At 32.3% G+C, this 25,387-nt stretch carries 23 protein-coding genes, 1 pseudogene and 1 riboswitch; of the genes and pseudogenes, 12 read left to right on the top strand and 12 right to left on the bottom strand.

Annotation, left to right across the window (positions count from 1 at the left end):
* Positions 1-293 precede the first annotated feature (293 nt).
* The 3 genes and pseudogenes from C8P70_RS00245 to C8P70_RS00235 form a co-directional block, all read left to right on the top strand.
* Positions 294-1,700 carry a type III PLP-dependent enzyme domain-containing protein gene (locus C8P70_RS00245; protein WP_133711341.1) on the top strand — a complete coding sequence of 469 codons (1,407 nt, stop codon included), beginning with the start codon at positions 294-296 and terminating at the stop codon, positions 1,698-1,700.
* Between the two features lie 28 nt (positions 1,701-1,728).
* Positions 1,729-2,703 (top strand): deoxyhypusine synthase family protein, encoded by a 975-nt coding sequence (locus tag C8P70_RS00240; protein WP_133711340.1) that lies wholly within the window; start codon positions 1,729-1,731, stop codon positions 2,701-2,703.
* 92 nt (positions 2,704-2,795) lie between these two features.
* Positions 2,796-3,095, top strand: a pseudogene (locus C8P70_RS00235) (DNA primase); the annotation flags it as partial.
* 138 nt (positions 3,096-3,233) lie between these two features.
* Here C8P70_RS00235 and rplS read toward each other — a convergent pair.
* Positions 3,234-3,584, bottom strand: a complete 351-nt coding sequence (gene rplS, locus C8P70_RS00230) for a 50S ribosomal protein L19 (RefSeq protein ID WP_133711338.1) — start codon at positions 3,582-3,584, stop codon at positions 3,234-3,236.
* Positions 3,585-3,690: 106 nt separating this feature from the next.
* Positions 3,691-4,116 carry an acyl-CoA thioesterase gene (locus C8P70_RS00225; protein ID WP_133711337.1) on the bottom strand — a complete coding sequence of 142 codons (426 nt, stop codon included), beginning with the start codon at positions 4,114-4,116 and terminating at the stop codon, positions 3,691-3,693.
* Positions 4,117-4,308: 192 nt separating this feature from the next.
* Positions 4,309-4,489, bottom strand: a riboswitch (cobalamin riboswitch).
* A 134-nt stretch (positions 4,490-4,623) separates the two neighbouring features.
* Between C8P70_RS00225 and C8P70_RS00220 the strand changes: the two genes are divergently transcribed.
* The 8 genes from C8P70_RS00220 (at position 4,624) to C8P70_RS00185 (ending at position 15,674) form a co-directional block, all read left to right on the top strand.
* On the top strand, positions 4,624-6,609 hold the full coding sequence (locus C8P70_RS00220) for an alpha-ketoacid dehydrogenase subunit alpha/beta (RefSeq protein WP_133711336.1): 1,986 nt from the start codon (positions 4,624-4,626) through the stop codon (positions 6,607-6,609).
* A gap of 21 nt (positions 6,610-6,630) precedes the next feature.
* The gene (locus C8P70_RS00215) at positions 6,631-7,587 is read left to right on the top strand and encodes a phosphoribosylaminoimidazolesuccinocarboxamide synthase (protein WP_133711335.1); all 957 of its coding nucleotides are present in this window, start codon (positions 6,631-6,633) and stop codon (positions 7,585-7,587) included.
* A gap of 11 nt (positions 7,588-7,598) precedes the next feature.
* A complete protein-coding gene (locus C8P70_RS00210) occupies positions 7,599-8,234 on the top strand; it encodes a nitroreductase family protein (RefSeq protein WP_133711334.1) in 636 nt (211 codons plus the stop codon).
* 225 nt (positions 8,235-8,459) lie between these two features.
* On the top strand, positions 8,460-10,868 hold the full coding sequence (locus C8P70_RS00205) for an alpha-ketoacid dehydrogenase subunit alpha/beta (protein WP_133711333.1): 2,409 nt from the start codon (positions 8,460-8,462) through the stop codon (positions 10,866-10,868).
* Positions 10,869-11,102: 234 nt separating this feature from the next.
* Complete coding sequence (locus C8P70_RS00200; RefSeq protein ID WP_133711332.1) at positions 11,103-12,368, top strand: aminotransferase class I/II-fold pyridoxal phosphate-dependent enzyme; 1,266 nt, start codon at positions 11,103-11,105, stop codon at positions 12,366-12,368.
* 293 nt (positions 12,369-12,661) lie between these two features.
* Positions 12,662-13,384: a hypothetical protein gene (locus C8P70_RS00195; protein ID WP_133711331.1), complete on the top strand. Its 723-nt coding sequence runs from the start codon at positions 12,662-12,664 to the stop codon at positions 13,382-13,384.
* Complete coding sequence (locus C8P70_RS00190; protein ID WP_133711330.1) at positions 13,374-14,447, top strand: McrB family protein; 1,074 nt, start codon at positions 13,374-13,376, stop codon at positions 14,445-14,447. The genes C8P70_RS00195 and C8P70_RS00190 overlap by 11 nt, the downstream gene beginning before the upstream one ends.
* A gap of 3 nt (positions 14,448-14,450) precedes the next feature.
* Complete coding sequence (locus C8P70_RS00185) at positions 14,451-15,674, top strand: McrC family protein (protein ID WP_133711329.1); 1,224 nt, start codon at positions 14,451-14,453, stop codon at positions 15,672-15,674.
* A 104-nt stretch (positions 15,675-15,778) separates the two neighbouring features.
* Here the strand turns inward: C8P70_RS00185 and fahA are convergent, their stop codons facing one another.
* Positions 15,779-17,065: a fumarylacetoacetase gene (gene fahA / locus C8P70_RS00180; RefSeq protein WP_133711328.1), complete on the bottom strand. Its 1,287-nt coding sequence runs from the start codon at positions 17,063-17,065 to the stop codon at positions 15,779-15,781.
* Between the two features lie 102 nt (positions 17,066-17,167).
* Here fahA and glyA point away from each other — a divergent pair, with 102 nt between their 5' ends.
* Positions 17,168-18,442 (top strand): serine hydroxymethyltransferase, encoded by a 1,275-nt coding sequence (gene glyA / locus C8P70_RS00175; RefSeq protein ID WP_133711327.1) that lies wholly within the window; start codon positions 17,168-17,170, stop codon positions 18,440-18,442.
* Positions 18,443-18,502: 60 nt separating this feature from the next.
* Here the strand turns inward: glyA and C8P70_RS00170 are convergent, their stop codons facing one another.
* The 9 genes from C8P70_RS00170 to C8P70_RS00130 form a co-directional block, all read right to left on the bottom strand.
* Complete coding sequence (locus tag C8P70_RS00170; RefSeq protein ID WP_133711326.1) at positions 18,503-19,243, bottom strand: acyl-[acyl-carrier-protein] thioesterase; 741 nt, start codon at positions 19,241-19,243, stop codon at positions 18,503-18,505.
* A gap of 30 nt (positions 19,244-19,273) precedes the next feature.
* Positions 19,274-20,182 carry a tRNA (adenosine(37)-N6)-dimethylallyltransferase MiaA gene (gene miaA, locus C8P70_RS00165; RefSeq protein ID WP_133711325.1) on the bottom strand — a complete coding sequence of 303 codons (909 nt, stop codon included), beginning with the start codon at positions 20,180-20,182 and terminating at the stop codon, positions 19,274-19,276.
* Positions 20,166-21,032 (bottom strand): ion transporter, encoded by an 867-nt coding sequence (locus tag C8P70_RS00160; protein WP_133711324.1) that lies wholly within the window; start codon positions 21,030-21,032, stop codon positions 20,166-20,168. Before C8P70_RS00160 ends, miaA begins: the two co-directional genes overlap by 17 nt.
* Positions 21,033-21,038: 6 nt before the next feature.
* Complete coding sequence (locus tag C8P70_RS00155) at positions 21,039-22,388, bottom strand: exonuclease domain-containing protein (protein ID WP_133711323.1); 1,350 nt, start codon at positions 22,386-22,388, stop codon at positions 21,039-21,041.
* A 217-nt stretch (positions 22,389-22,605) separates the two neighbouring features.
* A complete protein-coding gene (locus C8P70_RS14205) occupies positions 22,606-22,797 on the bottom strand; it encodes a CatA-like O-acetyltransferase (RefSeq protein WP_133711445.1) in 192 nt (63 codons plus the stop codon).
* Between the two features lie 12 nt (positions 22,798-22,809).
* A complete protein-coding gene (locus C8P70_RS00145; protein WP_133711322.1) occupies positions 22,810-23,277 on the bottom strand; it encodes an N-acetyltransferase in 468 nt (155 codons plus the stop codon).
* 8 nt (positions 23,278-23,285) lie between these two features.
* On the bottom strand, positions 23,286-23,633 hold the full coding sequence (locus tag C8P70_RS00140; protein WP_133711321.1) for a YybH family protein: 348 nt from the start codon (positions 23,631-23,633) through the stop codon (positions 23,286-23,288).
* 270 nt (positions 23,634-23,903) lie between these two features.
* Positions 23,904-24,620, bottom strand: coding sequence for a DUF3667 domain-containing protein (locus C8P70_RS00135; protein WP_133711320.1), 717 nt, complete (start codon positions 24,618-24,620; stop codon positions 23,904-23,906).
* Positions 24,621-24,702: 82 nt separating this feature from the next.
* Positions 24,703-25,374 (bottom strand): YggS family pyridoxal phosphate-dependent enzyme, encoded by a 672-nt coding sequence (locus tag C8P70_RS00130; protein WP_133711319.1) that lies wholly within the window; start codon positions 25,372-25,374, stop codon positions 24,703-24,705.
* Positions 25,375-25,387: the final 13 nt, after the last annotated feature.

Here is a 25,387-nt window from a genome sequence, read left to right as displayed (position 1 = left end):
AGGATAAATTAGAATAGATATTTGTTTTTGGATATTTAATTTTGTTACATTTGCGCCGTGAAAACAGTTGTTTTATATATTAGAAATTTGATGTGGTATGGGCACAATCTTGGATGTTTTGGGCAAAAATCTAAAACAAATTTTATATATAGAATTATCAAGGATATCAAGATAATTATAAAGTCATTCAAAATAAGCCAAAAATTACCCATAATGTTTGCTAATATCAGAGTTTGAAAAAACGTTTTTCTTTGCTTATAAACTATTTTTTAACTTTTAAATGATATTTTCAAATGAACATAAAATATTCAGATTTAATCAATCAAACTTTTTATTTTCCTCAAGAAGAGTTTAAACTAAATAAAGATAATTTATATTTTCACAACATAGATTTGATGAGTTTAGTTGAAAAATACGGAACACCTCTCAAATTTACATATTTACCAAAAATTACAGAAAACATCAACAAGGCTAAAAACTTGTTTAGAGTTGCTATGGAAAAAAATAAGTACAAAGCAAATTATTACTATTGCTATTGTACTAAGAGTTCTCATTTTTCATATGTTCTAAACGAAGCTTTTAAAAATGATATTCACATTGAAACATCTTCAGCCTTTGATGTAAATATTGTGGAAAAACTTCTTAAATCAGGGAAAATAAATAAAGATACCTATGTTCTTTGCAATGGTTTTAAAAGAGCCCAATACATAGATAATATTGCACAACTGATTAACGACGGGCATGATAAAACCATTCCTATCATTGATAATTATGAAGAACTTGATCTACTACAAGCACAGGTAACTAAAAAATTTAAAATTGGAATAAGAATTGCATCGGAAGAAGAACCAAAATTTGAATTCTATACCTCTCGCTTAGGAATCGGATATAAAAACATTGTTCCGTTTTACAAAAAACAAATTGCCGAAAATAAAGGAGTAGAATTGAAAATGCTTCACTTTTTTATTAATACCGGTATTCGAGACACATCCTATTACTGGAATGAGCTGCTTAAATGCTTAAAAGTATATATAGCACTCAAAAAAGAATGTCCTACGCTAGATAGCTTAAATATAGGAGGAGGGTTTCCGATTAAAAATTCTTTAGCATTTGAATACGATTATCAATATATGGTTGATGAGATCATCAATCAGATAAAAACGGCTTGTGCAGATGCAGAAGTAGATGTACCTCATATTTTTACTGAATTCGGTTCGTTTACCGTTGGAGAAAGCGGGGGAGCTATTTATGAAATTCTATATCAAAAACAACAAAACGATAGAGAAAAGTGGAATATGATAGATTCCTCATTTATTACAACACTGCCGGATTCATGGGCAATTAATAAAAAATTTATTATGTTGCCAATCAATCGCTGGAATGATACTTATGAAAGGATTTTATTAGGAGGATTAACTTGTGATAGCGATGATTATTATAATTCAGAGCAAAATTTAAACGCCATTTACCTGCCTAAATACAACAAAGATAAACCTTTATATATCGGTTTCTTTAATACTGGAGCATATCAAGATACAATTGGTGGTTTTGGAGGAATTCATCACTGCCTGATCCCTCAACCGCGCCATATTTTAATAGACAGAGACGAAAATGGTATATTGGCTACAGAATTATTCTCTGAACAGCAAACAGCGGAAGATGTATTAAATATTTTAGGTTATAACGATAAAGCAGAATAAAATATATTAACAGAAAAGATTAGATAAAATGAATAAAGGACCTATTAGTCAGTTTATTGAACATAATTACAGACATTTTAATGCAGCAGCGTTAGTAGATGCTGCAAAAGGATATGAGACCCACTTATTGGAAGGTGGTAAAATGTTAATCTCTTTAGGCGGGGCTATGAGTACTGCTGAATTAGGGATTTCATTAGCAGAGATGATCCGTCAGGATAAAGTTCATATTATTTCTTGTACAGGAGCTAACCTTGAAGAAGATGTGATGAATTTGGTAGCTCATTCTCATTATAAAAGAGTTCCTAACTATAGAGATTTAACTCCGGAACAAGAAAAAGAATTATTGGACAGCCACTATAATCGAGTTACCGATACTTGTATTCCTGAAGAAGAAGCTTTTAGACGTCTGCAAAAACATTTAGAAGATGTTTGGCATGCTGCAGAAGCAAAAGGTGAGCGTTATCTTCCTCATGAGTTTTTATATCAAGTTGTAAATTCAGGAGTATTAGAACAATATTACGAAATAGACCCGAAAAATTCTTGGATTGTAGCTGCAGCAGAAAAAAACCTTCCTATTGTGTGCCCAGGATGGGAAGATTCTACAACGGGAAATATCTTTACATCTAATGTTATTAAAGGCAATTTAAAGGTTTCTACTGTTAAATCAGGAATAGAATACATGATTTATTTAACGGAATGGTATCGTGCTAATTCAGCAGGTAAAGGAGTTGGTTTTTTCCAAATAGGAGGCGGTATTTCTGGAGACTTTCCTATTTGTGTTGTTCCGATGATGTATCAGGATTTAGAATGGGAAGACGTGCCTTTCTGGTCATATTTCTGCCAGATTTCAGATTCCACGACTTCCTATGGATCTTATTCAGGTGCCGTTCCGAACGAGAAAATTACTTGGGGAAAATTGGATATAGATACTCCAAAATTTATTGTAGAGTCTGATGCAACTATAGTCGCTCCTTTAATTTTTGCCTATATTCTTGGTAATTAACGCATAATATAAAATATAAAAATATTATTTTTTTATTTGTTAATTACGATTTTGCTACTACATTTGAAACCGAAATAAAGTAATAAAGAAGAATGAAAAGAGTAATTGTTGATTACGCAAAATTAACAAATGAAATTTTATCACTTTTAGTGGAAAAATTTCCGGACGGATATGATGATTCAGATATTATTCGTTTTAAAAATATGAAAAATGAAACTGTTGAAGCTGTTGAAGTAAGAACTGAAGATACTATTTACTTGGTAAAGGTAAGTACTAAATTAGCAGATAGAATTGAAAACTTTGACGAAGAGGAAGAAGATGATTTTGTAGATACGGCAGATGAATCTTTGGATGCATTAAAAGATTTAGAAATTGCTGCAGATGAGGAAGATTAGTTATATTATAACTTGTCTTTATAAAAGAGAGAGAATTTATCTCTCTTTTTTAATTAAAAGTTTATTATAAAAAAAACCGAATATTTATTAATAATAAATATTCGGTTTTTTTTTATAAATTTAAATAAATATTTATTAACCTCTTTTTTCTTTTATTTTTGCTTTTTTACCTGTAAGCTCTCTAAAATAGAAAATACGAGCTCTTCTAACTTTACCTCTTTGATTTACTTCTATTTTTTCTAAAGCAGGCATATTAATAGGGAAAATACGCTCTACACCAACATTACCAGACATTTTACGGATTGTAAAAGTTTCTGTAGCCCCTGTTCCTCTTCGCTGAATTACTACTCCTTTAAAAAACTGAGTTCTTTTCTTTTCTCCTTCTTTAATTTCGTAATACACGGTGATTGTGTCACCTGCTTTAAAAGTAGGGAAATCTTTTTTTGCAACTAATTCTTCTTGTACGAATTTTAATAAATCCATCATTATATATTAACTTAATTAAATATCGAAACAACATACACGGACTTCGTCAGAGGTTGATCCAAATCGAACGCAAATATATAATACTTTTTGGTAAATATAAAATATTTTAATATTCAATATCGTTTAATACAGGAACAGGCTTTTTGCTTTCATTGATAGCAACTAAAGTAAATGCTCCTGTGATCGCTTTTTCTCTTCCGTCTCTGTACATACTTTCAACAAAAACATCGACTCTCACATCCAAACTGGTCCTACCTACTCTTACAACAGTTCCCGTTAATTCAACTAGCGTACCTGCTGGGATAGGCTGATTAAAATCTACTTTATCGCTTGATACGGTTACAATAGGTTTACGGCAAAATCGAGTAGCTGTCATAAAAGCTATTTCGTCCATAAGATATAAAACAGAACCTCCGAACATTGTATTGTGGTGGTTGGTTTGTCCCGGAAAAACTGCTTTAAAAACATGGGTTTCAGAATCTTTAATTCTTTTTTGAATGCGCAATTCTCTGTTTGTTAAATCTCCTTCCATAATTAAAAAAATAAAAATGTGTTTTAAAAGTGATGACTGATTAAATTAAGCACAATTCAGATAAGGAAAGGAGCCATTTGTAGTTTTATTTTGATTTATCTTTAATAAAAAATATATTCAGACCGTTAATTAGTCTAACTGATTTTTTATCTCCGACTAAGCTTCAAACCGCGAAAGCATTGCCAAATTTGCTTGTGCAAAAGAAATAAAGCAGGTATCCTGACTTGTCTTTTTTATCCGCCTTCCCATAAATTAATTACAGTGGCTGTCAGGATAAAAATCTTTTTAAGACTTACAGTTGCGCGACAGTTCATGATTTTCACATGATTCCCTTTTACTTATCTTTCGATAAACTCTCTTTCTGATTTATTATTAAGTGCAAATATAAAAACTTAAATCGGGAGCTAAGATAAAAAGCTAAAATATTTAATTGTCTTTGTTTTCTCTGTCGAATTAATTGTTCGTAAGTGGTTTTATTGTTACTTTTAGGCACTTTTTTAATCCATTATGAAACATATTGAATACATCAAAGAAAGTTTAGATACGCAAACACTTATCGAGCTTTATGAAAAGCTTTTAAAGCCCCGAATGATAGAAGAAAAAATGTTGATATTAATTCGTCAGGGCAAAGTCTCAAAATGGTTTTCAGGAATAGGACAGGAGGCAATTGCAGTAGGGGTTACTTCTGTTTTAGAAAATGATGAATATATTTTGCCTATGCATCGAAATTTAGGTGTTTTTACAACCAGAGAAGTACCTTTATATCGACTTTTTTCGCAATGGCAAGGGAAAGCGAATGGCTTTACTAAGGGGAGAGAGCGATCTTTCCATTTTGGTACTCAAGAGTACAAAATAGTGGGTATGATTTCTCATCTCGGACCTCAGTTGGGCGTAGCAGATGGAATTGCTTTAGCGCATAAATTGCGAAAAGAAAAAAAGATAACAGCCGTTTTTACCGGAGAAGGTGCTACTTCTGAAGGAGACTTTCACGAAGCATTAAACATCGCTTCTGTATGGGATTTACCTGTTTTATTTATTATTGAAAATAACGGTTACGGGCTTTCTACCCCTACAAATGAACAGTATAAATGTGAAAATCTTGCCGAAAGAGGGGCAGGATACGGTATGGAAAGCCATATTTTGGATGGCAATAATGTTTTAGAAGTCTACCAAAAGATAGGAGAAATAGCAAAGTCTATGCGTAAAAATCCTCGTCCGGTACTGGTAGAGTTCAAAACATTCAGAATGCGCGGGCATGAAGAAGCTAGTGGAACTAAATATGTTCCACAGGAGCTGATGGATATGTGGGCAAAAAAAGATCCGGTTGAAAATTATAAAAAGTTTTTATTGTCAGAAGGCATTTTAACGGAAGAACAAGATGCAGAGATAAGAAAACATATAAAGAAAGAAATAGATTCTAATTGGAAAAAAGTACAGGAAGAACCGACTATTGTTGCTGATTTAGAAGAAGAGTTAAACGATGTTTATGCACCTTTCGTCTATGAAGAATTTCCTCCGCAAGGAGAAAAAGAAAATATACGTTTAATCGATGCAATCTCTTCTGCCTTAAAACAGTCATTTGAGCGATATCCCGAGTTGGTAATCATGGGGCAAGATATTGCAGAATACGGAGGAGCATTTAAAGTTACTGATGGTTTTGTCTCTCAATTTGGAAAAGACAGAATACGCAATACACCAATTTGCGAAAGTGCTGTTGTTTCAGCAGCTATGGGATATTCTATCAATGGGGGAAAAGCGATTATGGAAATGCAGTTTGGCGATTTTGTTTCAACGGGTTTTAATCCGATTGTCAATTATCTTGCCAAAATCCATTACAGATGGAATGAAAAAGCGGATGTAATTATTCGTATGCCTTGTGGTGGTGGAACACAAGCAGGACCTTTTCACTCCCAAACGAATGAAGCTTGGTTTACTAAAACTCCTGGGTTAAAAGTAGTTTACCCCGCTTTTCCGGTTGATGCAAAAGGACTGATGAATACAGCTGTAAATGATCCGAATCCTGTAATATTCTTTGAACACAAGTTGTTGTACAGAAGCATTTATCAAGATGTTCCAAAAGAATATTACACGATACCGTTTGGAAAAGCTGCTTTGATAAAAGAGGGAACAGATGTTACAATTATTTCTTTCGGAGCAGGAGTACATTGGGCTGTGGAAACGTTGGAACAACATCCGGAAATAAAAGCAGATTTAATAGATTTGAGATCTTTGCAGCCTTTGGATACAGAAACTATTTATAAATCGGTTAAAAAAACGAATAAAGTTATAATTTTGCAAGAAGATTCAATGTTCGGAGGAATTGCAAGTGATATATCAGCAATGATTATGGAAAATTGTTTTGAATATTTGGATGCACCGGTAAAACGAGTAGCCAGTTTAGAAACACCTATCCCATTTGTGAAAGCTTTAGAGGATCAATATTTGCCAAAAGGCAGATTTGAAGAGGCGCTTTTAGAATTAATAGCGTATTAAAAAGAACTACACAATTTTTATATGAATAACAATACAATCACAAAAACAAATTTTGAATTTCCAAATCAAAAATCAGTCTATCGAGGAAAAGTAAGAGAGGTTTACAATATTAATGATGAACTGTTGATTATGATAGCAACAGACCGATTATCTGCGTTTGATGTAATTATGCCGAAAGGAATACCTTATAAAGGTCAAATTCTCAATCAAATTGCAACAAGTTTTATGAAGAAGACGGAAGATATTGTTCCAAATTGGCTGGTTGCTTCTCCCGATCCGAACGTAGCAGTGGGCTATATTTGCGAACCCTTTAAGGTAGAGATGGTTATTCGCGGTTATTTAGCAGGACATGCAGCTCGTGAATATGCCTTAGGAAAGAGAACCCTGTGCGGAGTATCTTTGCCGGATGGTTTAAAAGAAAACGACAAATTTTCTGAACCGATTATAACTCCTTCCACAAAAGAAGACTTGGGTTTGCACGATGTCGATATTTCCCGAGAAGACATTATTAGTAAGAGAATCGTATCTGAAAAAGATTACCTTATTTTAGAAAAATATACCCGAGCTTTGTATCAAAGAGGATGTGAAATTGCACAAAAACAAGGGTTGATATTGGTAGATACTAAATATGAATTTGGAAAAACAAAAGATGGAAAGATTGTATTGATTGATGAAATTCATACTCCTGATTCATCTCGTTATTTTTATTCGGAAGGATATGAAGAACGGCAACAAAGAGGAGAGTCTCAAAAACAATTATCCAAAGAATTTGTACGACAATGGCTTATGGATAATGGTTTTCAGGGAAAAGTAGGACAAGAAATTCCTGTAATGACAGATGAATACGTGCTTTCAGTCTCTGAACGCTATATGGAGCTGTATGAAAATATAATGGGTGAAGCTTTTGTAAAAGCAGATGTGTCTAACATCACTGAAAGAATAGAGAAAAATATTTTAGCTTTTTTAAAGAAAAAGTAATCAGTACTAATATGGAATTATTGGATAGTTTACAGTGGAGATATGCCACTAAACGCTATAAGATGAATGTAAAAATAGCAGAAGATAAAGTAATGCAGATTGTTGAGGCAGCTCGTATGGCGCCTACGTCATCAGGACTTCAGCCTTTTGAAATAATTTTAATTAAAAATCAAGATGTAAAAGAAAAACTCCTACCAATTTGCATGAATCAAAATCAAATCAAAGAGTGTTCCCATCTATTAGTTTTTGCTGCTTGGGATAGCTATATAGAAAGTCGTATAGATGCTGTTTTCGATAATATGGAAAATATAAGGGAGATGGAGAGAGGAACGATGAATGATTACAAAAAAAGTATTAAAGAAAATTTTGCAAGACGAACAAAAGAACAGCAATTTGAACATGCAGCTCGCCAAACTTATCTCGCTTTTGGTTTAGCCATAGGGGCAGCGGCAGAGTTGAGGGTGGATGCTTCACCCATGGAAGGCTTTTACAACGATAAGTTAGATCAAGCATTGGGATTAGATAAAAAAGGCTTAAAAAGCGTTACACTTTTAGCGTTAGGAGAAAGAGATCTTCAAAATGACTGGCTGGCACCTATGAAAAAAGTCAGATTTGATTTAGATAAAATTTTAACTGTAATAGAATAATTTTAAGCACTCTTTTTAGAGTGCTTTTTTTATAAATTGGAGTGAAAATAATTTAACATAACAGGCTAATTTTGCTATATTTTTCGATATTGTTATTTTTTTACCGATTTAGGTTGTAATATTTCAAAAAAACAGCATATTAATTCAGAATAAACAACATAGCTAAATTAGCTTTTTTATGTAGATTACTTTATATTCGTAGCCAGTAAATTATCCTATTTTACAATGAGTCAAAAAGATAAAAATAAAACCCTTTCTTTTGAAGATTTCAAAAAGGAAGTGATTGAAGATTATAAGATTGCAAAAATAAGTAGAGAATGCAGCTTACTTGGACGGAGAGAAGTTCTTACGGGGAAAGCTAAATTTGGAATTTTTGGAGATGGAAAAGAAGTTCCTCAATTAGCTATGGCAAAAGCTTTCCAAAACGGAGATTTCCGTTCAGGATATTACCGCGATCAAACTTTTATGATGGCAATCGGACAGCTTAACATTGAGCAGTTTTTTGCAGGGCTTTTTGGACACGCTGATATCGAAAATGATCCTATGTCTGGAGGAAGACAAATGGGGGGGCATTTTGCAACACATAGTTTAGATGAAAAGGGAAATTGGAAAAAACTTAGTGAACAAAAGAATTCAAGTTCTGATATTTCTCCTACAGCGGGACAAATGCCAAGATTACTAGGATTAGCACAAGCATCCAAATATTATAGGGAATTTCCGGAAGCAGATAAAGAACAAATTTTTTCTGTAAGCGGAAATGAGATAGCATGGGGTACAATAGGAAATGCTTCTACCTCGGAAGGATTATTTTTTGAAACAATAAATGCCGCTGGTGTATTACAGGTACCTATGGTTATGAGTGTTTGGGATGATCAGTACGGTATTTCAGTACACGCCAAACATCAAACAACAAAAGAAAATATTTCTGAAATTCTGAAAGGTTTTCAAAGAGATGAAAACGGAAATGGATACGAAATCCTTAGAGTAAAAGGATGGGATTATCCATCTTTGATAGAAACTTATACGAAAGCAGCAGAAATAGCAAGAACAGAACACGTTCCGGTTTTAATTCATGTTCAAGAACTAACACAACCTCAGGGACATTCTACATCCGGTTCACATGAGCGTTATAAAAGTTCTGAAAGATTGCAGTGGGAAGCGGACAACGATTGTCTGTTAAAAATGAGAAATTGGATTTTAGACTCTAATTTGGCAACAGAAGAGGAGCTTAATGAATTAGATAAAGCACTTAAAAAACAAGTTCTTGACGGTAAAAAAGCTGCTTGGAAAGCTTATCAGGATCCTATAAAGGAAGAACAAGCTGAACTGATTGCATTATTGAAATCTATTGCTCAAAGCAGTCTAAATAAAGTTTCTATAGAACAATATGCTGATGATTTAGCTCAAATCAAAGAAGTTATCAGAAAAGAAGTAATTACAACTGCAAGAAAAGCGTTGAGATTAGTAATCAATGAGTCTGATAATAAACAGATTTTAGTTCGGTTCATAGAAAGCTATTTCAAAAAAATACAGCCTAAATACAGTTCTAACCTGATGTCTGAGTCTGATCAAAAAGTCGTTAATATAGAAGAGATTCTTCCTGAGTATACTGAAAATGCAGAAGATGTAGATGCTCGCGTAATTATCAGAGATAATTTTGATGCCATTTTATCGCGTTATAAAAATGTCATGATTTTTGGAGAGGACTCTGGAAATATCGGAGACGTAAATCAAGGCTTGGAAGGATTGCAAGAAAAACACGGAATCAATCGCGTGTCGGATACCGGAATTCGGGAGGCAACAATTTTAGGACAAGGAATAGGCATGGCAATGCGCGGTTTAAGACCGATTGCAGAAATACAGTATTTAGATTATTTACTTTATGCGATCCAAATTATGAGTGACGATTTAGCTACGTTGCAATACAGAACAGTAGGTCGCCAAAAAGCACCTTTGATTGTGAGAACTCGCGGACATCGTTTGGAAGGAATCTGGCATTCAGGATCCCCAATGGGCATGATTATTAATGCGATAAGAGGAATGCATGTTTTGGTTCCGAGAAACATGACAAAAGCGGCAGGGTTTTATAATACATTACTTGAAAGTGATGAGCCTGCTTTGTTGATTGAATGTTTAAATGGATATCGTTTAAAAGAAAAAATGCCTAATAACTTAGGAGAATTTAAAACTCCGATAGGCGTGATAGAAACGATAAAGGAGGGGAGTGATATTACTATAGTTTCTTATGGTTCTACAATTCGCATTGTTGAACAGGCAGCTGAGGAATTAGCTGAAATAGGTATTAATGTAGAGGTTATCGATGTACAATCTTTGCTTCCGTTTGACCTTAATAATGATTGTGTAAAAAGTCTTCAAAAAACAAATCGCTTACTTGTTGTAGATGAAGATGTACCAGGAGGTGCATCAGCTTACATTTTACAAAAGATATTAGAAGAGCAGGGAGGATATCGCTATTTGGACAGTGCTCCTCAAACGCTTACTGCTAAAGCACATCGTCCGGCTTACGGAACAGATGGAGATTATTTTTGTAAGCCTTCAGTAGAAGATGTGTTTGAAAAAGTATATGAAATTATTCGGGAATCAGATCCTGTTAAATTTTCAAGCTTGTATTAAAAATAAAACAGCGAAAACTTCTCAAATCTGAGAAGTTTTCGCTTCAAATAGGCTACCAATAAATTTTTAGTAAAAATAAGCTAAAAATAATGCAAAATAAAATATGTAATATTCTTTTTAAGTTGCCTTTTTTAGTTCACATCTATCAATATTTTGAGAAAATAGGATGCTTTTTTATTATGAAAGCATATAAAATATCATTAATTTTGCAACTGTTTTTTAAACATAGTTATCATGGTAAACGATTTATTTGACAGAATACAAAAAAATAAAGGACCATTAGGAAAATGGGCATCACAAGCAGAAGGATATTATGTTTTTCCTAAATTAGAGGGACCTTTATCAAATCGTATGATGTTCCACGGAAAAGAAGTCATTAATTGGAGTATTAATGATTATTTAGGTTTATCTAATCACCCTGAAGTAAGGAAAATAGATACAGAAGCCGCCGCTGAGTACGGCGCAGCTTACCCAATGGGAGCGCGTATGATGTCGGGTCATACAACAGTTCACGAACAACTTCAGGACGAATTGGCAGCATTTGTTAAGAAAGAGGCCGCTTACTTGCTTAATTTTGGCTATCAAGGAATGTTGTCTATCATTGATGCTTTGGTAACTAAAAATGACGTAATCGTTTACGATGTGGATTCCCACGCTTGTATCATAGATGGTGTCAGACTTCATATGGGGAAACGTTTTACCTATAAGCACAACGATATAGAAAGTCTTGAAAAAAACTTGGAGCGAGCTACTAAAATGGCAGAAACCACCGGAGGAGGTATTTTAGTTATCACTGAGGGAGTTTTTGGAATGAGAGGGCAACAAGGTAAATTAAAGGAAATAGTTGCTTTAAAAGACAAATACAGCTTTAGATTGTTAGTTGATGATGCACATGGATTTGGTACATTAGGAGCTACCGGAGCCGGTGCAGGAGAAGAGCAAGGATGTCAGGATGGTATCGATGTTTACTTTTCAACATTTGCAAAATCAATGGCAAGTATTGGTGCTTTTGTAGCGGCTGATAAAGATATTATCGATTATTTAAAATACAATTTGCGCTCGCAGATGTTTGCTAAATCGCTTCCGATGATTTTTACAAAAGGCGCTTTAAAACGTTTGGAGTTATTGAAAACTCAGCCGGAATTGAAAGCTAAGTTATGGGAAAACGTTAATATGCTTCAAAACGGGCTAAAAACCAGAGGTTTTAATATCGGAGACACCAACACTTGTGTTACGCCGGTTTATTTAGAAGGAAGTATTCCGGAAGCAATGGTAATGGTAAATGACTTGCGCGAGAATTACAATATATTTTTGTCTATTGTAGTGTATCCGGTTATACCTAAAGGAATAATCCTTTTAAGAATGATTCCTACAGCAACACATACTAAAGAAGATATAGAAGAAACTTTAGCAGCTTACGAAGCTATCAGAGAAAAATTAGAAAACGGAACGTATAAAAAAATTGCTGAAGAAACAACAGTTGATGTTTCTAATGTTTAGGCTTTTTTAAATACTTTAAAGAATAAGGGTTTTGTAGTACAAAACCCTTATTTTTTTGTAATTTAGTCATACACGAAGTTGGTAAATCAATTCGTAAGGAAAAATGAGCTAGGATTCATCATTTTACAACCTGTTGAGTGATATATTTTCGTTTTAGAAAAACAAAGGATAAACAAATTAATAATGCCGAAGAATTAAATTTTTTGATAGGGAAGGATATCAGTATGATGAAGCCTTATTAACCGAAAATAAATGGGTTTTTACGAAGTGGATTTTAGTATATTTTAAAGATAATGACAAAGATAAAAGCAAGTAAAGTACTGTATATTAGACTTGGACGTGATTGTGTTTTTGCAAACGATTGCATTAATGTTGAACAGTCAATAAGGTTAGGATATAGAGAAGTAAATCATCAATTTTGTTTAAACAGACAATGGGATAAAGTTGAAGATTATTTTGTTATAAATGAAAAGAAACCAAAACATGTTGCAGTAAGAGAGAAAAACCAGATTAAATCATTTTATGAGGAAAATGAGAACACACTATGGATAACTTTCTATAATGACAAACTTTGGTGGTGTTTTTCAAAACAGCAAATAACATTAGCTGCTGATAATACAAAAACAAGGTCTGTAATTGATAAATGGTCTGATAAAGATATAAATGGAAATATTTTATTTAAAGAAAACATAACAGATAAATTAAAAAAAATAGGTAACTATCGTGGAACAATTAGAGATATTGAAAAAGTTAAAGAAGATGTTTTATATTTAATTAATGACGAAAAGATGGGGAACAATAATAATCTTATTGAGAATAAAATGAATATTCCTTTAAATCAAATTTTGTTTGGAGCTCCGGGAACAGGGAAAACATACAACACAAAAAGAATTGCCGTTGAAATCATCAATGGCAAAAAAGAAAGGAGACGAGAAGAAATAAATGCGGAATACGAAGATTTGGTAAACACAAAGCAAATTTTTTTTTACCACTTTTCATCAAAGTTTGGGGTATGAAGATTTTATTGAGGGAATAAAGCCTGAAACAATTGATGGAAATGTTACTTATGAAGTTAAAGATGGGATTTTTAAATATTTGTGTAAAACGGCTTTTGTAAAACAAATCAAATCAGATAATTTCGACACAGTTTATCATAAATTATTAAATGAAATAGATAATTCAACTGAGAAGAAATTGGTTCTGGAAACATTAGTTCATTCAAAAGAGTTTTCCATTTATAAAAATTCAAAAAATAATATCAGATTTCACGCAAATACAGAAAAAGCTTACGAAGGAGTTATCAAAAAAGATATTTTAGAACATTATCTGAAAACAGGAGAAACATTGGATTGGTCGTCTTACACAAAAGCTTTAGGAAATTATTTGATAGAACATTTTAATTATTCGCAAAATGAAAATAATGAACAAAAAAATTATGTTTTTATCATCGACGAAATCAACCGAGGAAATGTTTCAGCTATTTTCGGAGAACTCATAACGCTTTTGGAGGAAGACAAACGAAAAGGAAATAAAGAACAAACCGAAATAATTTTGCCTTATTCAAATGAAAAATTTTCTGTTCCTAACAATGTTGATATCATCGGCACAATGAACACTGCCGACCGAAGTGTAGAAGCCTTGGACACCGCTTTGAGAAGACGGTTTTCATTCGTTGAGATGCAACCAAATCCAAGTGTTTTAACCGATGAAAAATATGTTCCGTACAAAGACGTGGATTTGAAAACACTTTTAGAAACTATCAATCAACGGATTGAAGTATTGGTTGACAAACACCATCAAATCGGACATTCGTACTTTATCGGAATCCAAAATTTGGAAGATTTAAAACAAACTTTCAAAGACAAAATCATTCCGCTTTTGGAAGAATATTTTTACGGAGATTTCGGGAAAATCGGATTGGTTCTGGGAGGAAGTTTTATTTATCAAGAAGAAAATAACGCAAAATTCCCGAAGAATTTCAGCTATGAAAATGATTTTTTAGAAGACAAAAAAGTATATTGTTTTACGCCTTTTAAAAATTGGAACGAACAAACTTTTATTTCTGTTTACGAAGACTAATTGATGCAGAATAAAAAGTTTATACAGGTTTTTGAGTATCAAAAATTGCGATACGATGATTCGGGAGATTTCCAAAAGCATCATTTTGATGCAATGGTAAAATTCAACGAACTGCATCAAAACAAATATTTTACGATTATCCATAAAGGAATCCGATTTGGAAATTATGTTGGTGTGATTCAAATTGGTGGATTAACCATTGAGATTCTTCCGAAAGCCGATAACAACGAAAATGCAGACAAAAATATGTGGCAAAATGTATTGCTCAATATGTTGAAGGTCTGCAAGAAAATTCAAGTTGAGTCTATTTCAGAAACCCAACTAAAAAAACGATACTATTCGATTTTAGATGTTTATTTTGAATTGTATTTAACTGAAATTGAAAGATTAGTAAAAAAAGGATTAATTAAGAAATACCGAAAAAATAAATCTAATCAAAATGTACTAAAAGGGAAATTACTTTTTGCACAAAACATTCAACAAAATTTGATGCATAAAGAACGATTTTATTGTGAGCATCAGATTTACGATAAAAACCATTTGTTGCATCAAATTCTTTATAAGGGTTTATTGGTTTTGAAGACTTTTGTAAATGATTTTTTGAAAGACAAATTAAACCGATTGTTGTTTGAATTTCAAGATATTGAAAACATCACTATTCATAAGAAACATTTTGATACAATAATCATCGACCGAAAAAACAGTGATTATCAAAAAGCGATTGATATTGCAAAAATTATTATTCTAAATTATTCGCCAAGCTTGAATTATGGAAATGACAATTTACTCACGCTTTTGTTTGATATGAATGCTTTGTGGGAAGAATATATTTTTAGAATTCTCCATAAACACAAAACGAACGAAATGGAAGTGTCATTCCAAAATTCCGATAAGTTTTGGGAAAACAAACGTATCCGTCCAGACATCGTTTTGAAAACCAAAGAAAAAACATTTGTAATTGATACCAAATGGAAAATAATTGAAGCAAATAATCCATCAGATAATGACTTAAAACAAATGTTTGTTTATAATCTGCATTGGAAAGCTGAAAAGACTTTATTGATTTATCCTAAAAATAATCAAAATGACAGTGAATTCGGAACATTTCATTATGACAATTTAGGTAAGAAATGTAAATTGGGTTTTGTGAACATAACCAACGAACAAACAATAAAGAAAAGTCAATTTTTAGCAAACGAGATCTTAAAAAAAATGGAATTTGACTAAAAGTAAAAATATATGTTAATAAAAATATTTTTTCAAAATCTTAAAAAAGGCTTTCATTTTTAAATGAAAGCCTTTTTTAAGTATTTATTATTTATGGAATTTACTTACTTAACAGTAACAGTAGCCGGTAAAAGCATACTGCTTACTTCTCCAAAACCAATTCTGATTTCGTTGTTTTGACAATATCCTTTCATAGTAATTGTATCGTAATCTTCTATAAAAGTTCTTGTGCTGCCGTCAGGCATTTCTATTGGTTTTGTACCACCCCAAGTCAGTTCCAGTAATGAACCAAAGCTTGTAGGTTCTGTCCCTGAAATAGTTCCTGATCCCATCAAATCGCCCGAATTTATTTTACATCCGTTAATAGTATGATGCGCCAACTGCTGGCTCATTGTCCAATACAGATACTTAAAGTTAGATTGACAGATAAGTTTACCTTCGGCATTTTTTGGAGTAATGTAAACTTCTAAATTGATGTCAAAAGCTTTATCTCCTTTTTGTTGTAGATAAGGAAGTGGAGCGGGGTTTTGTGTAGGGCTTGCTACTCTAAAAGGTTCTAAAGCATCTAACGTAACTACCCACGGAGAAATAGAAGTTCCGAAGTTCTTTGCTAAAAACGGACCTAACGGAACATATTCCCAGGTTTGAATATCGCGAGCACTCCAGTCATTTAATAAAACCATTCCAAAAATATAATCTTCAGCCTGATTAACCGGAATATTTTCTCCCATTAAATTGCCATCGGTAGTAATAAATCCGGTTTCTAATTCAAAATCTACTCGTTTTGATGGACCAAAAACAGGTAAACTTTCACCTTTAGGCAAAGTCTGTCCCATCGGACGTTTGATATTGACTCCTGAAGGAACTACAGTAGAACTTCTTCCATGATATCCTACCGGAATGTGTAACCAGTTTGGTAAAAGAGCATTGTTTGGATCTCTAAACATTTTACCAACATTGGTTGCGTGTTCCCTGCTTGAATAAAAATCAGTATAATCTCCAATTAATACAGGAAGCTGCATTTCAATATCTTTAATATCAAAAATAATAACGTCTCTGTGTTTTTGATTATTTTTTAAAGTGTCATTTTTGGTATCAAATATTTCAGCAACCCGGTTTCTTACTGCGCGCCATGTTTTTTTACCGGCAGCAATAAAATCGTTTAAGCTGTCTTGCAGGAAAACGTCGTCCGTTAGTTCTATGTCTTTAAAATATCCTAGCATTTGAAGGGCACTCAAATCAATAGCAAAATTACCGATTCTGGTACCTATTGTAATCACGTCATCTTTTGTAATAAAAACCCCAAACGGAATATTTTGGATAGGAAAATCAGAACTATTTTCTACTTCTAACCAAGATGTTCTGTTAGGATCATTTGCTGTTATAAACATAATATTGTAATTGAATTAATAGTTTTACCAAATATATAATTAAGAGTCAAATTAACAAACGTTTTTTGTACATTTGAAAGCAATTTAACGAAAATACATATCATGAGAAGAGATACAGACATTTTTGACCTGATCTTGGAGGAACAAGACAGACAGATTCACGGTATTGAACTTATTGCTTCTGAAAATTTTGTAAGCGAGGAAGTTATGGAAGCAGCAGGTTCTTGCTTAACGAATAAATATGCCGAAGGATATCCAAACAGAAGATATTATGGGGGATGTGAAGTAGTGGATGTAGTTGAGCAAATAGCTATTGACAGAGCCAAAGCTTTATTTGGTGCAGAATATGTTAATGTTCAGCCTCATTCAGGGTCGCAAGCCAATACAGCCGTTTTTGCGGCGTGTTTAAAGCCGGGAGATAAAATTTTAGGATTTGACTTGTCTCATGGAGGACATTTAACGCACGGTTCGCCAGTAAATTTTTCAGGTAGATTATACAATCCTGTATTTTATGGAGTAGAAAGAGAAACAGGGCGTTTGAATTATGATAAAATTCAGGAAATAGCTACTAAAGAACAACCTAAAATTATTATAGCCGGAGCTTCTGCATATTCACGTGATATGGACTTTAAGCGATTTAGAGAGATTGCAGATAGCGTAGGTGCCCTTTTAATGGCAGATATCGCCCATCCTGCAGGATTGATTGCTAAAGGATTAATGAGCGATCCAGTTCCTCATTGTCATGTAATTACGACTACAACTCATAAAACGCTGAGAGGACCTCGAGGAGGAATCATTATGATGGGTAAAGATTTTCCGAATCCGTTTGGAATGAAAACTCCAAAAGGTGAAGTAAGAATGATGTCTTCTTTATTGGACAGTGCTGTTTTTCCGGGTAATCAGGGAGGTCCTTTAATGCATATTATTGCCGCTAAAGCCGTAGCTTTTGGTGAGGCATTGACAGATGAGTTTTTTCAGTATGCGCTACAAGTGCAAAAAAATGCAAAAGCCATGGCTGAAGCGTTTGTTAAAAGGGGATACAATATCATTTCAGGTGGAACAGATAACCACATGATGCTAATCGATTTAAGAAATAAAAATATCTCCGGAAAAGAAGCAGAACAAGCTTTAGTAAAAGCAGAAATTACCGTAAATAAAAATATGGTGCCTTTTGACGATAAGTCTCCTTTTGTAACTTCCGGTATCCGAATCGGTACTCCGGCAATTACAACCAGAGGCTTAATCGAATCAGATATGGATGCTATTGTTGCTTTAATAGATAAAGTGCTGATGAATTATACTAATGAAGATGTTATTGAAGAAGTAGCAGAACAGGTAAATGAGATGATGGCAGAAAGACCTATTTTTGCCTGGTAATCTTACGGAAATATAAATAAAAACAAAGGCGATTTCTGTAATGAATCGCCTTTATATAATTTATTTGTTTTCCAAACAGCAATAAAAAGTAGTAGCTGTCGCTGTGTCGATTGTAAAGTGTATTTTGTTATTTTCTTTTATACAGTTGATATTGTAAATATCATTTAAGTGCATTTCCTTCATAAAATGCATGTCTAAAATGTGAATATTTTGCAATTCGATATTATTTTCAAATGCGATATCTATACACCACTCCAGATATTTGGTATTAGTTACATGATTTACCATATCTAAGTCGGAATATTTAACAACGCTATTGGAGAGTTCTCTATACTTTACTCGAGGTGCTTTGGAAAAAGGAGCTTCTGTTACTTTTTGGTCAGAATATTTTATAAAATGATTATGAGGTAATTTAGTCACTTCTGGTCTGCGCCGTTTTGTATTTAAAATTACCCAAAGAGAGGTTGCAACAGCAATCAATTTATTATTGTTTCGGATTTCAAAATTTCGAATGGATCGAATGCCATCCATTTTTTCAATCCATGTTGTTATAGTTATTTGATCTTGCCATCGGGGCATTGCTTCTTTTAATTCTATGCGGAATTTATTTAAAACCCAAGCTTGATCTACTTGTTGTAAATCTAAAAAGCTTATGCCGCCGAGTACAGAATGCGTAGAGGCTACTTTTTGAATCAATTTGCATAAATCAACAAGTTTTAATTTTCCGTAAGGATTGCATTCAAAAAAATCAATTTCAAAAGTTTGGAAATAAATAGAGGTAAAGTCTTTAGATATAGGCATTTATAAGGGTAATAATTGATAATTAATGTATTATTCAAGATTTAAATTTAAAATGTTTTTTAATGCATTTTCAACAGAAAACCATTGAATATTTTCTGTACGCTTAAACCATGTTATTTGTCTTTTAGCAAACCGGCGCGTATTTTTTTTGATTTCTTCAATAGCAAAGTCTAAAGTATATTCTCCATCAAAATAACTAAATAGCTCTCTGTAACCGACTGTTTGTAAGGCGTTTATTTCTTTATAGGGATAAAGAGATTTAGCTTCTTCAAGCAGTCCATTTTGCAGCATTAAATCTACTCTTTTATTGATGCGATCATACATTTTTTCTCTATCTGTTTCCAACCCTATAACTATCGGAACAAAATTTCGCTCATTTTGTTTTTGGTTTAAAAAGGATGAATAAGGTTTTCCTGTTCCAATGCAAACTTCTAACGCTCTAGTTACTCTTTGTGGATTGTTTAAAGCTATTTTCTCGTATTGTACGGGATCCAGTTGTTTTAATTTTTCTTGTAAATAAAAAAGCCCTTTTTCTTTTAAATCGCTGTTGAGTTGTTCTCGGATTTGCGGATCAATATCGGGGAAATCATCGAAGCCTTTAATAACAGCGTTAACGTATAATCCTGAACCGCCAACCATTACTTGAACAGGATTCTTTAAAAACAGCTCATCTAATTTTTGGAGTGCTTCTCGCTCAAAGTCGCCAACGGAATAAGGTTCAAAAATACTTTTATTTTGTATAAAGTGATGTTTAACAGCCATTAATTCTTCTTTAGAGGGAACAGCTGTTCCAATTGTCATTTCTTTATAAAATTGTCGGCTATCACAAGAAATAATATCACTTTTAAAATATTTGGCAATATCAATGGCCAAAGCAGTTTTTCCGATTGCTGTTGGTCCGACTATAACAATTAAATAATTTTTATTTGTAGAAAGCATTATCCAGTTTTTGTCCGCAGTTATAACAATAATTTGCATCTTGGTCAAAGATAATGGTTGTACACGAAGGGCAATTTCTTTTTTGTTTAAAGTCTGGCGGATTGTTATTTCGACGTTTAAGACTAGAAAATTCAGCAGTAACAATTCCGGTAGGTACAGCAATGATGCCATATCCCATAATCATTATAAAAGAAGCAATAACTTGTCCAAGCGCGGTTTGAGGAGCAATATCTCCATATCCAACAGTAGTTAGTGTTACGATACACCAGTAAATACTTTTTGGAATACTTGAAAAAGCACTTTCTTTTCCTTCAACAACATACATCAGTGCTCCTAATAATATGGAAACAACTAAAACAAAGTAAACAAAGACAATAATTTTTGTTTTGCTGGCTTTTATGGCAAGTTTTAAATGTGATTCTTGTCCAGTATAAGGCATTAAATTCAAAATACCAAATAACCTTAGCAGCCTCAATGCGCGAACAACTGATAAAACGCGTGAACCAGGAATAAAAAAGGCGAGATACATTGGTAAAATAGAAATCAAATCAACAATGCCATAAAAGCTGAAGATATATTTAAAGGGTTTGCGATTGCACAAGATGCGAAGTGCATATTCCATTGAAAAGAAAACAGTAATAATCCATTCTCCAACTACCAAAAGCATATGATGCCGTGTATCATAGCTTTCAACAGATTCCAACATAACCAAAAATACACTTAGCAGAATTACAAACAGCAATGCCAAATCAAATAATTTCCCGGCAAAAGTATTTGAACCATAAATAATGATATATATCTTTTGCTGTAAAATATCCCACTTACTTTTTAGCTTTCGTCTTGCTACCATAATTTTTTAAAAACGAATTAATTTATAGCCTGTTTTTTTATTCAGATAATTCAGAATTATATTTCGATTATTTCTGTCAAAACAAATAGGAATAAGATTGGCATCAATTCGTTGCGGTGAATTGATGCGAAAGTTTAAATCGTAAAAACAATATCCTTTTAATTTTCCTTGTTCTAAAATTACAGCGCTTTTTTCTTCTATTTTTCTTCCTTTATCTGAAATTATCAAATTATCGGTGTCAATATCATATACACTTAATAATTCAAGTAATTTTTCATTGTATTCATTACAAGATTCTTGCCAGCTTTCAGAAAAATTCTCGCTAGTAACTTTTTTTGATTTTTTTTCATTTATGAAAACTGTAAAAATCTGAATACCAGTATTATTAATGATTTTGTCAATAAATTTATGTGCTTCATTTAGAGACGTAAAAGCCATTGTATTCCGCTTTCTTCCGTCGGTTTTTTCAATTGACAGAAACAAGTATCCATTTAAATTGTTTTTTAAATATAGCGAATAAGGGAATATTCTTTTTTTGGTAGTTTTATTATACTTAGGCTTGTTGATAGCTACTTCTTCATTTTCTTTTAATAAGGCTATAAGCTCATTTCCCGTTTTTTCAAAAGTAACCGTATAAGTTTCTTGTTGTATTTTTTTAGAAATAGAGGATTCACTAGTAAAGTGTTCAAGAATTTGTTTTTTAATATTTTTACTTTTACTGATGAAGATTATTTCGCCTTTTTCATTGTGAATATAATAAATTCCGGCTGAAGAGGGGAGAGTATCAGTAATATCTAAAAATTTGGGATGCAAGCCTGTTTTCAAATCAGATTTTATCATGGATTGCATAATCGTTTTTCCATGATCTTTAGACAATAACAATTCAAATAGTTTTAAAGTAGCCAAAGCATCTCCACTAGCTCTGTGTCTATCGGTAATGGGAATTCCTAAAGAACGCACAAGTTTGCCTAAACTATAGGAGTTCATATTAGGAATTAGCTTTTGAGATAATTCAACCGTACATAATGTTTGTCTTTTAAAATCATATCCTAATCGTCGGAATTCATTGCGAATTACGCGGTAATCAAACTCTGCATTATGTGCTATAACTACGCAATCTTCTGTTATTTCAATAATTCGTTTGGCTATTTCATAAAATTTAGGAGCTAAGCGCAACATAGCGTTGTTGATCCCTGTTAATTTTACCACAAACGGCTGGATTTGTATCTCTGGGTTTACCAAACTTATAAACTGATCTACAACTTGGTTGCCGTCAAATTTATAAATGGCAATCTCGGTTATGCCTTCTTCGTTATATTGTCCTCCTGTGGTTTCTATATCTAAAATTGCGTACACATGATCTGTTTGACGGCTTGGCAAATCATAAAACGGTGTTTTACAATTTTACTCCAAGACTGATTTTAATTGATTGCTAAAATACAAAAAATGATATTAAATATAAATATTACATCTGCAATAGAATGAACAGTAGTAAATCTGTTGTTTATCAATTAAAATACCTTATTTTATGATTAAAATATTGTTCTTAATGCTTTTAAAGAGCTTTTCTTATTTATAGCCATTTTTTTATATTTTTTCCAAACTCTTCGATTTCAATTAACAACTTAGAAATATGATAACCATCGGCAACGGCATGATTTACAAAAACAGAAAAAGGAATAAAATATTTAGCTCCTTTTTTGTAATATTTTCCAAATCTTATTATCGGATAGAGAAGAGAACTCTCTTGATAAGCTTTAAAAATTGATTAAAATATTTAGTCAGAATACTTTTTTCTCATTACATAATGGTCTAAATTTTTTCCAAATCCATTCTTAATAATATGTACAGTATGAAATCCAAATTTATTAAATGTTTTTTCAAGTAATTGGGTTGTATTTATTATAATATCGAATGCTTTCTTTTCATTCTGTATATTGTCCATTATATGTTCAAAGAAAATATTTGAAAGAGATAAAAAATTTTTAACCCCTAATGAATTTCTTTTAAACATTACCCAAGCTATACCTATTAATTTTTCATTCTCTTTGACATAGTGTCCACCACAGCCCACTATATAATCATTTAATGTTACTACTTTAAAGTTTTCGTCTATATAATTATTCAAAAAGAAATGTAGACTATCCAGATCATTTATATCAAAATATTTAGGACAATTTGATTTAAATATATCTATAATATACTTTTCGTCATTTTTATTATATATCCTAATGCTGAAATTCATTAGCTTATTTATTCCTTAGCAATTACAGGTTGATCTATAAACCACTTCCAGGTGCCGTCAGGCTGTTTTCGGGCAACTTCTGCTGTAACTACCCCATTAATTAATCTAGAAGAAGTAAGCGCTATGTCTTTGTTGATAAGAGGTCTTCTTTGTATTCCTTTTTCAAATTTTGGATTGTTGGAAACAAGAGTTGCATAGAATTTTTTAATTTCTTCTTTACCTTGCGCTATAGTGTCATTTTCAATAACTAGTACGGCATCATCTTCATACAGTGAGACCAAATTATCAATATTACCGGAATTAATATATTCTAAAAATAATTCTGTGATATCTTGCGGGTGTAACGCTTTTTTCATCTTCTTAATGTATTATTATCATTTAAAAAGAATTACAATTAAATGTAAAATAGAATTACATTATAAGTTTCTATTTCCAAAAATCTTACTTCCAATTCTGATCATCATACTTCCGCATTCTATACCTATTTTGTAGTCACCACTCATTCCCATTGATAATTGTTCAAAATGGCAATTAGGGAGCTGATACGGTTTTACATAATCAAAAATATCTCTTAAGGATTGAAATTCTTCGCGGATTTTGTCGGTATCTTATGTAAATCATGTAGTTTACTGCTTTGTAATTAGGCTGATTAATATCGCTAAAAAGATGGCTGAAAAACTAAATAAAATCATTCCTAAAATATAGGAAGTTAGCGCTTTAATATAATTGATAAATTTCTTTTTTCCAAAAAAATGTCCAATAGCCCAAGTTGTATATATGGCTCCAACTATACTTGCAAAGTTCATTAAGCTGGATTGTGTTAATCCTTCTAAAATTGCAAAAAAGGAAAAAATCAACATTCCCATTCCCATTACAAAACATAGTAGGATAAGAATTTCATAGATATTATATCCTGATTTCCTAAAAAATAATCTAAGTATAAAAGAAATGAAAACAGCCATTAATATATTGGCATATCCGTAATTATTTTGAATCCAGCCAAAAATTAACACCATTGGATTATTCATTTCTTGATGGTTTCCATACTGGATTTCTATTTTGAAATAATTATTTATTAAAGAATAAATAATTGAAGTAATTAGGATAAATAAAACCGGTTTTACAAGTCTGTTTCGGTCTGTTGTTAAAAATTCTTTTATGCTTTCTCCCGGACGGATAAAAAGTTCTTTAATAGTCAAAAAGATACCTTTGTCAAAATTGAAAATACTGAGTATTTCATTGCGAATATACGTGTGGTCGATTCTTTTTATATAAACAGAATATCCACAATTTGAACAAAAGTTTCCTTGAAAGGATTCATTACAACTTTTACAGATTTCCATTTTGATGTAAAATAACTAACTCTTTGTCTGTTTTTTTGATAGACAATTTAAAAATATTGAGCTAAGATAGTATATCTTTTTGTTAAACTAAATAATTTCTCTCTCCAAAAATACTGCTTCCGATTCTCACCATTGTACTTCCGCATTCTATACCTATTTTGTAATCACCACTCATTCCTATCGATAATTGTTCAAAATGGCAATTAGGGAGCTGATACGGTTTTACATAATCAAAAGTATCTTTTAAAGACTGAAATTCTTTCTGTATTTTTTGAGTGTCGGTAGTGAAAGAAGCCATGCCCATCAGTCCGATAATCTTGATGTTTTGTAAGGATTTAAATTCATCTGAATGAATCAATTCCAGCAGTTCATCTTGTTCCAACCCAAATTTGGTTTCTTCAGTAGCAATAAATACTTGCAGCAAACAAGGGATTATTCTTCGGTGTTTTTTTGCCTGTTTATCAATTTCCTTTAACAACTTTAAACTATCTACGCCGTGTATTAAAGATACGTATGATGCCATGTATTTAACTTTATTTCGCTGTACATGTCCAATCATGTGCCATTGGATATCTTTTGGGAGCACTTCTTGCTTTTCAGTCATTTCCTGAATTTTGTTTTCGCCAAAAACTCGTTGTCCCGTATGATAAGCTTCTAGTATATCTTCAATAGGTTTTGTTTTGGAAACAGCGACTAAGATAATATTATCAGGTAAAGAATCCTTAATTTTTTTTAAGTTTTCAGTAATAGACATAATTCAAAATGTA

This window comes from Myroides indicus (genome assembly GCF_004364575.1).
In the GTDB taxonomy this organism is placed as follows: Bacteria; Bacteroidota; Bacteroidia; order Flavobacteriales; family Flavobacteriaceae; genus Flavobacterium; species Flavobacterium indicum_A.
This window is presented reverse-complemented; position numbering and strand designations above follow the sequence as displayed.

Bases quoted from the DNA above. Each gene is read 5' to 3' on its own strand.
- C8P70_RS00245 (WP_133711341.1), top strand. From the start codon at position 294: ATGAACATAAAATATTCAGATTTAATCAATCAAACTTTTTATTTTCCT.
- C8P70_RS00240 (WP_133711340.1), top strand. From the start codon at position 1,729: ATGAATAAAGGACCTATTAGTCAGTTTATTGAACATAATTACAGACAT.
- rplS (WP_133711338.1), bottom strand. From the start codon at position 3,584: ATGATGGATTTATTAAAATTCGTACAAGAAGAATTAGTTGCAAAAAAA.
- C8P70_RS00225 (WP_133711337.1), bottom strand. From the start codon at position 4,116: ATGGAAGGAGATTTAACAAACAGAGAATTGCGCATTCAAAAAAGAATT.
- C8P70_RS00220 (WP_133711336.1), top strand. From the start codon at position 4,624: ATGAAACATATTGAATACATCAAAGAAAGTTTAGATACGCAAACACTT.
- C8P70_RS00215 (WP_133711335.1), top strand. From the start codon at position 6,631: ATGAATAACAATACAATCACAAAAACAAATTTTGAATTTCCAAATCAA.
- C8P70_RS00210 (WP_133711334.1), top strand. From the start codon at position 7,599: ATGGAATTATTGGATAGTTTACAGTGGAGATATGCCACTAAACGCTAT.
- C8P70_RS00205 (WP_133711333.1), top strand. From the start codon at position 8,460: ATGAGTCAAAAAGATAAAAATAAAACCCTTTCTTTTGAAGATTTCAAA.
- C8P70_RS00200 (WP_133711332.1), top strand. From the start codon at position 11,103: ATGGTAAACGATTTATTTGACAGAATACAAAAAAATAAAGGACCATTA.
- C8P70_RS00195 (WP_133711331.1), top strand. From the start codon at position 12,662: ATGACAAAGATAAAAGCAAGTAAAGTACTGTATATTAGACTTGGACGT.
- C8P70_RS00185 (WP_133711329.1), top strand. From the start codon at position 14,451: ATGCAGAATAAAAAGTTTATACAGGTTTTTGAGTATCAAAAATTGCGA.
- fahA (WP_133711328.1), bottom strand. From the start codon at position 17,065: ATGTTTATAACAGCAAATGATCCTAACAGAACATCTTGGTTAGAAGTA.
- glyA (WP_133711327.1), top strand. From the start codon at position 17,168: ATGAGAAGAGATACAGACATTTTTGACCTGATCTTGGAGGAACAAGAC.
- C8P70_RS00170 (WP_133711326.1), bottom strand. From the start codon at position 19,243: ATGCCTATATCTAAAGACTTTACCTCTATTTATTTCCAAACTTTTGAA.
- miaA (WP_133711325.1), bottom strand. From the start codon at position 20,182: ATGCTTTCTACAAATAAAAATTATTTAATTGTTATAGTCGGACCAACA.
- C8P70_RS00160 (WP_133711324.1), bottom strand. From the start codon at position 21,032: ATGGTAGCAAGACGAAAGCTAAAAAGTAAGTGGGATATTTTACAGCAA.
- C8P70_RS00145 (WP_133711322.1), bottom strand. From the start codon at position 23,277: ATGAATTTCAGCATTAGGATATATAATAAAAATGACGAAAAGTATATT.
- C8P70_RS00140 (WP_133711321.1), bottom strand. From the start codon at position 23,633: ATGAAAAAAGCGTTACACCCGCAAGATATCACAGAATTATTTTTAGAA.
- C8P70_RS00135 (WP_133711320.1), bottom strand. From the start codon at position 24,620: ATGGAAATCTGTAAAAGTTGTAATGAATCCTTTCAAGGAAACTTTTGT.
- C8P70_RS00130 (WP_133711319.1), bottom strand. From the start codon at position 25,374: ATGTCTATTACTGAAAACTTAAAAAAAATTAAGGATTCTTTACCTGAT.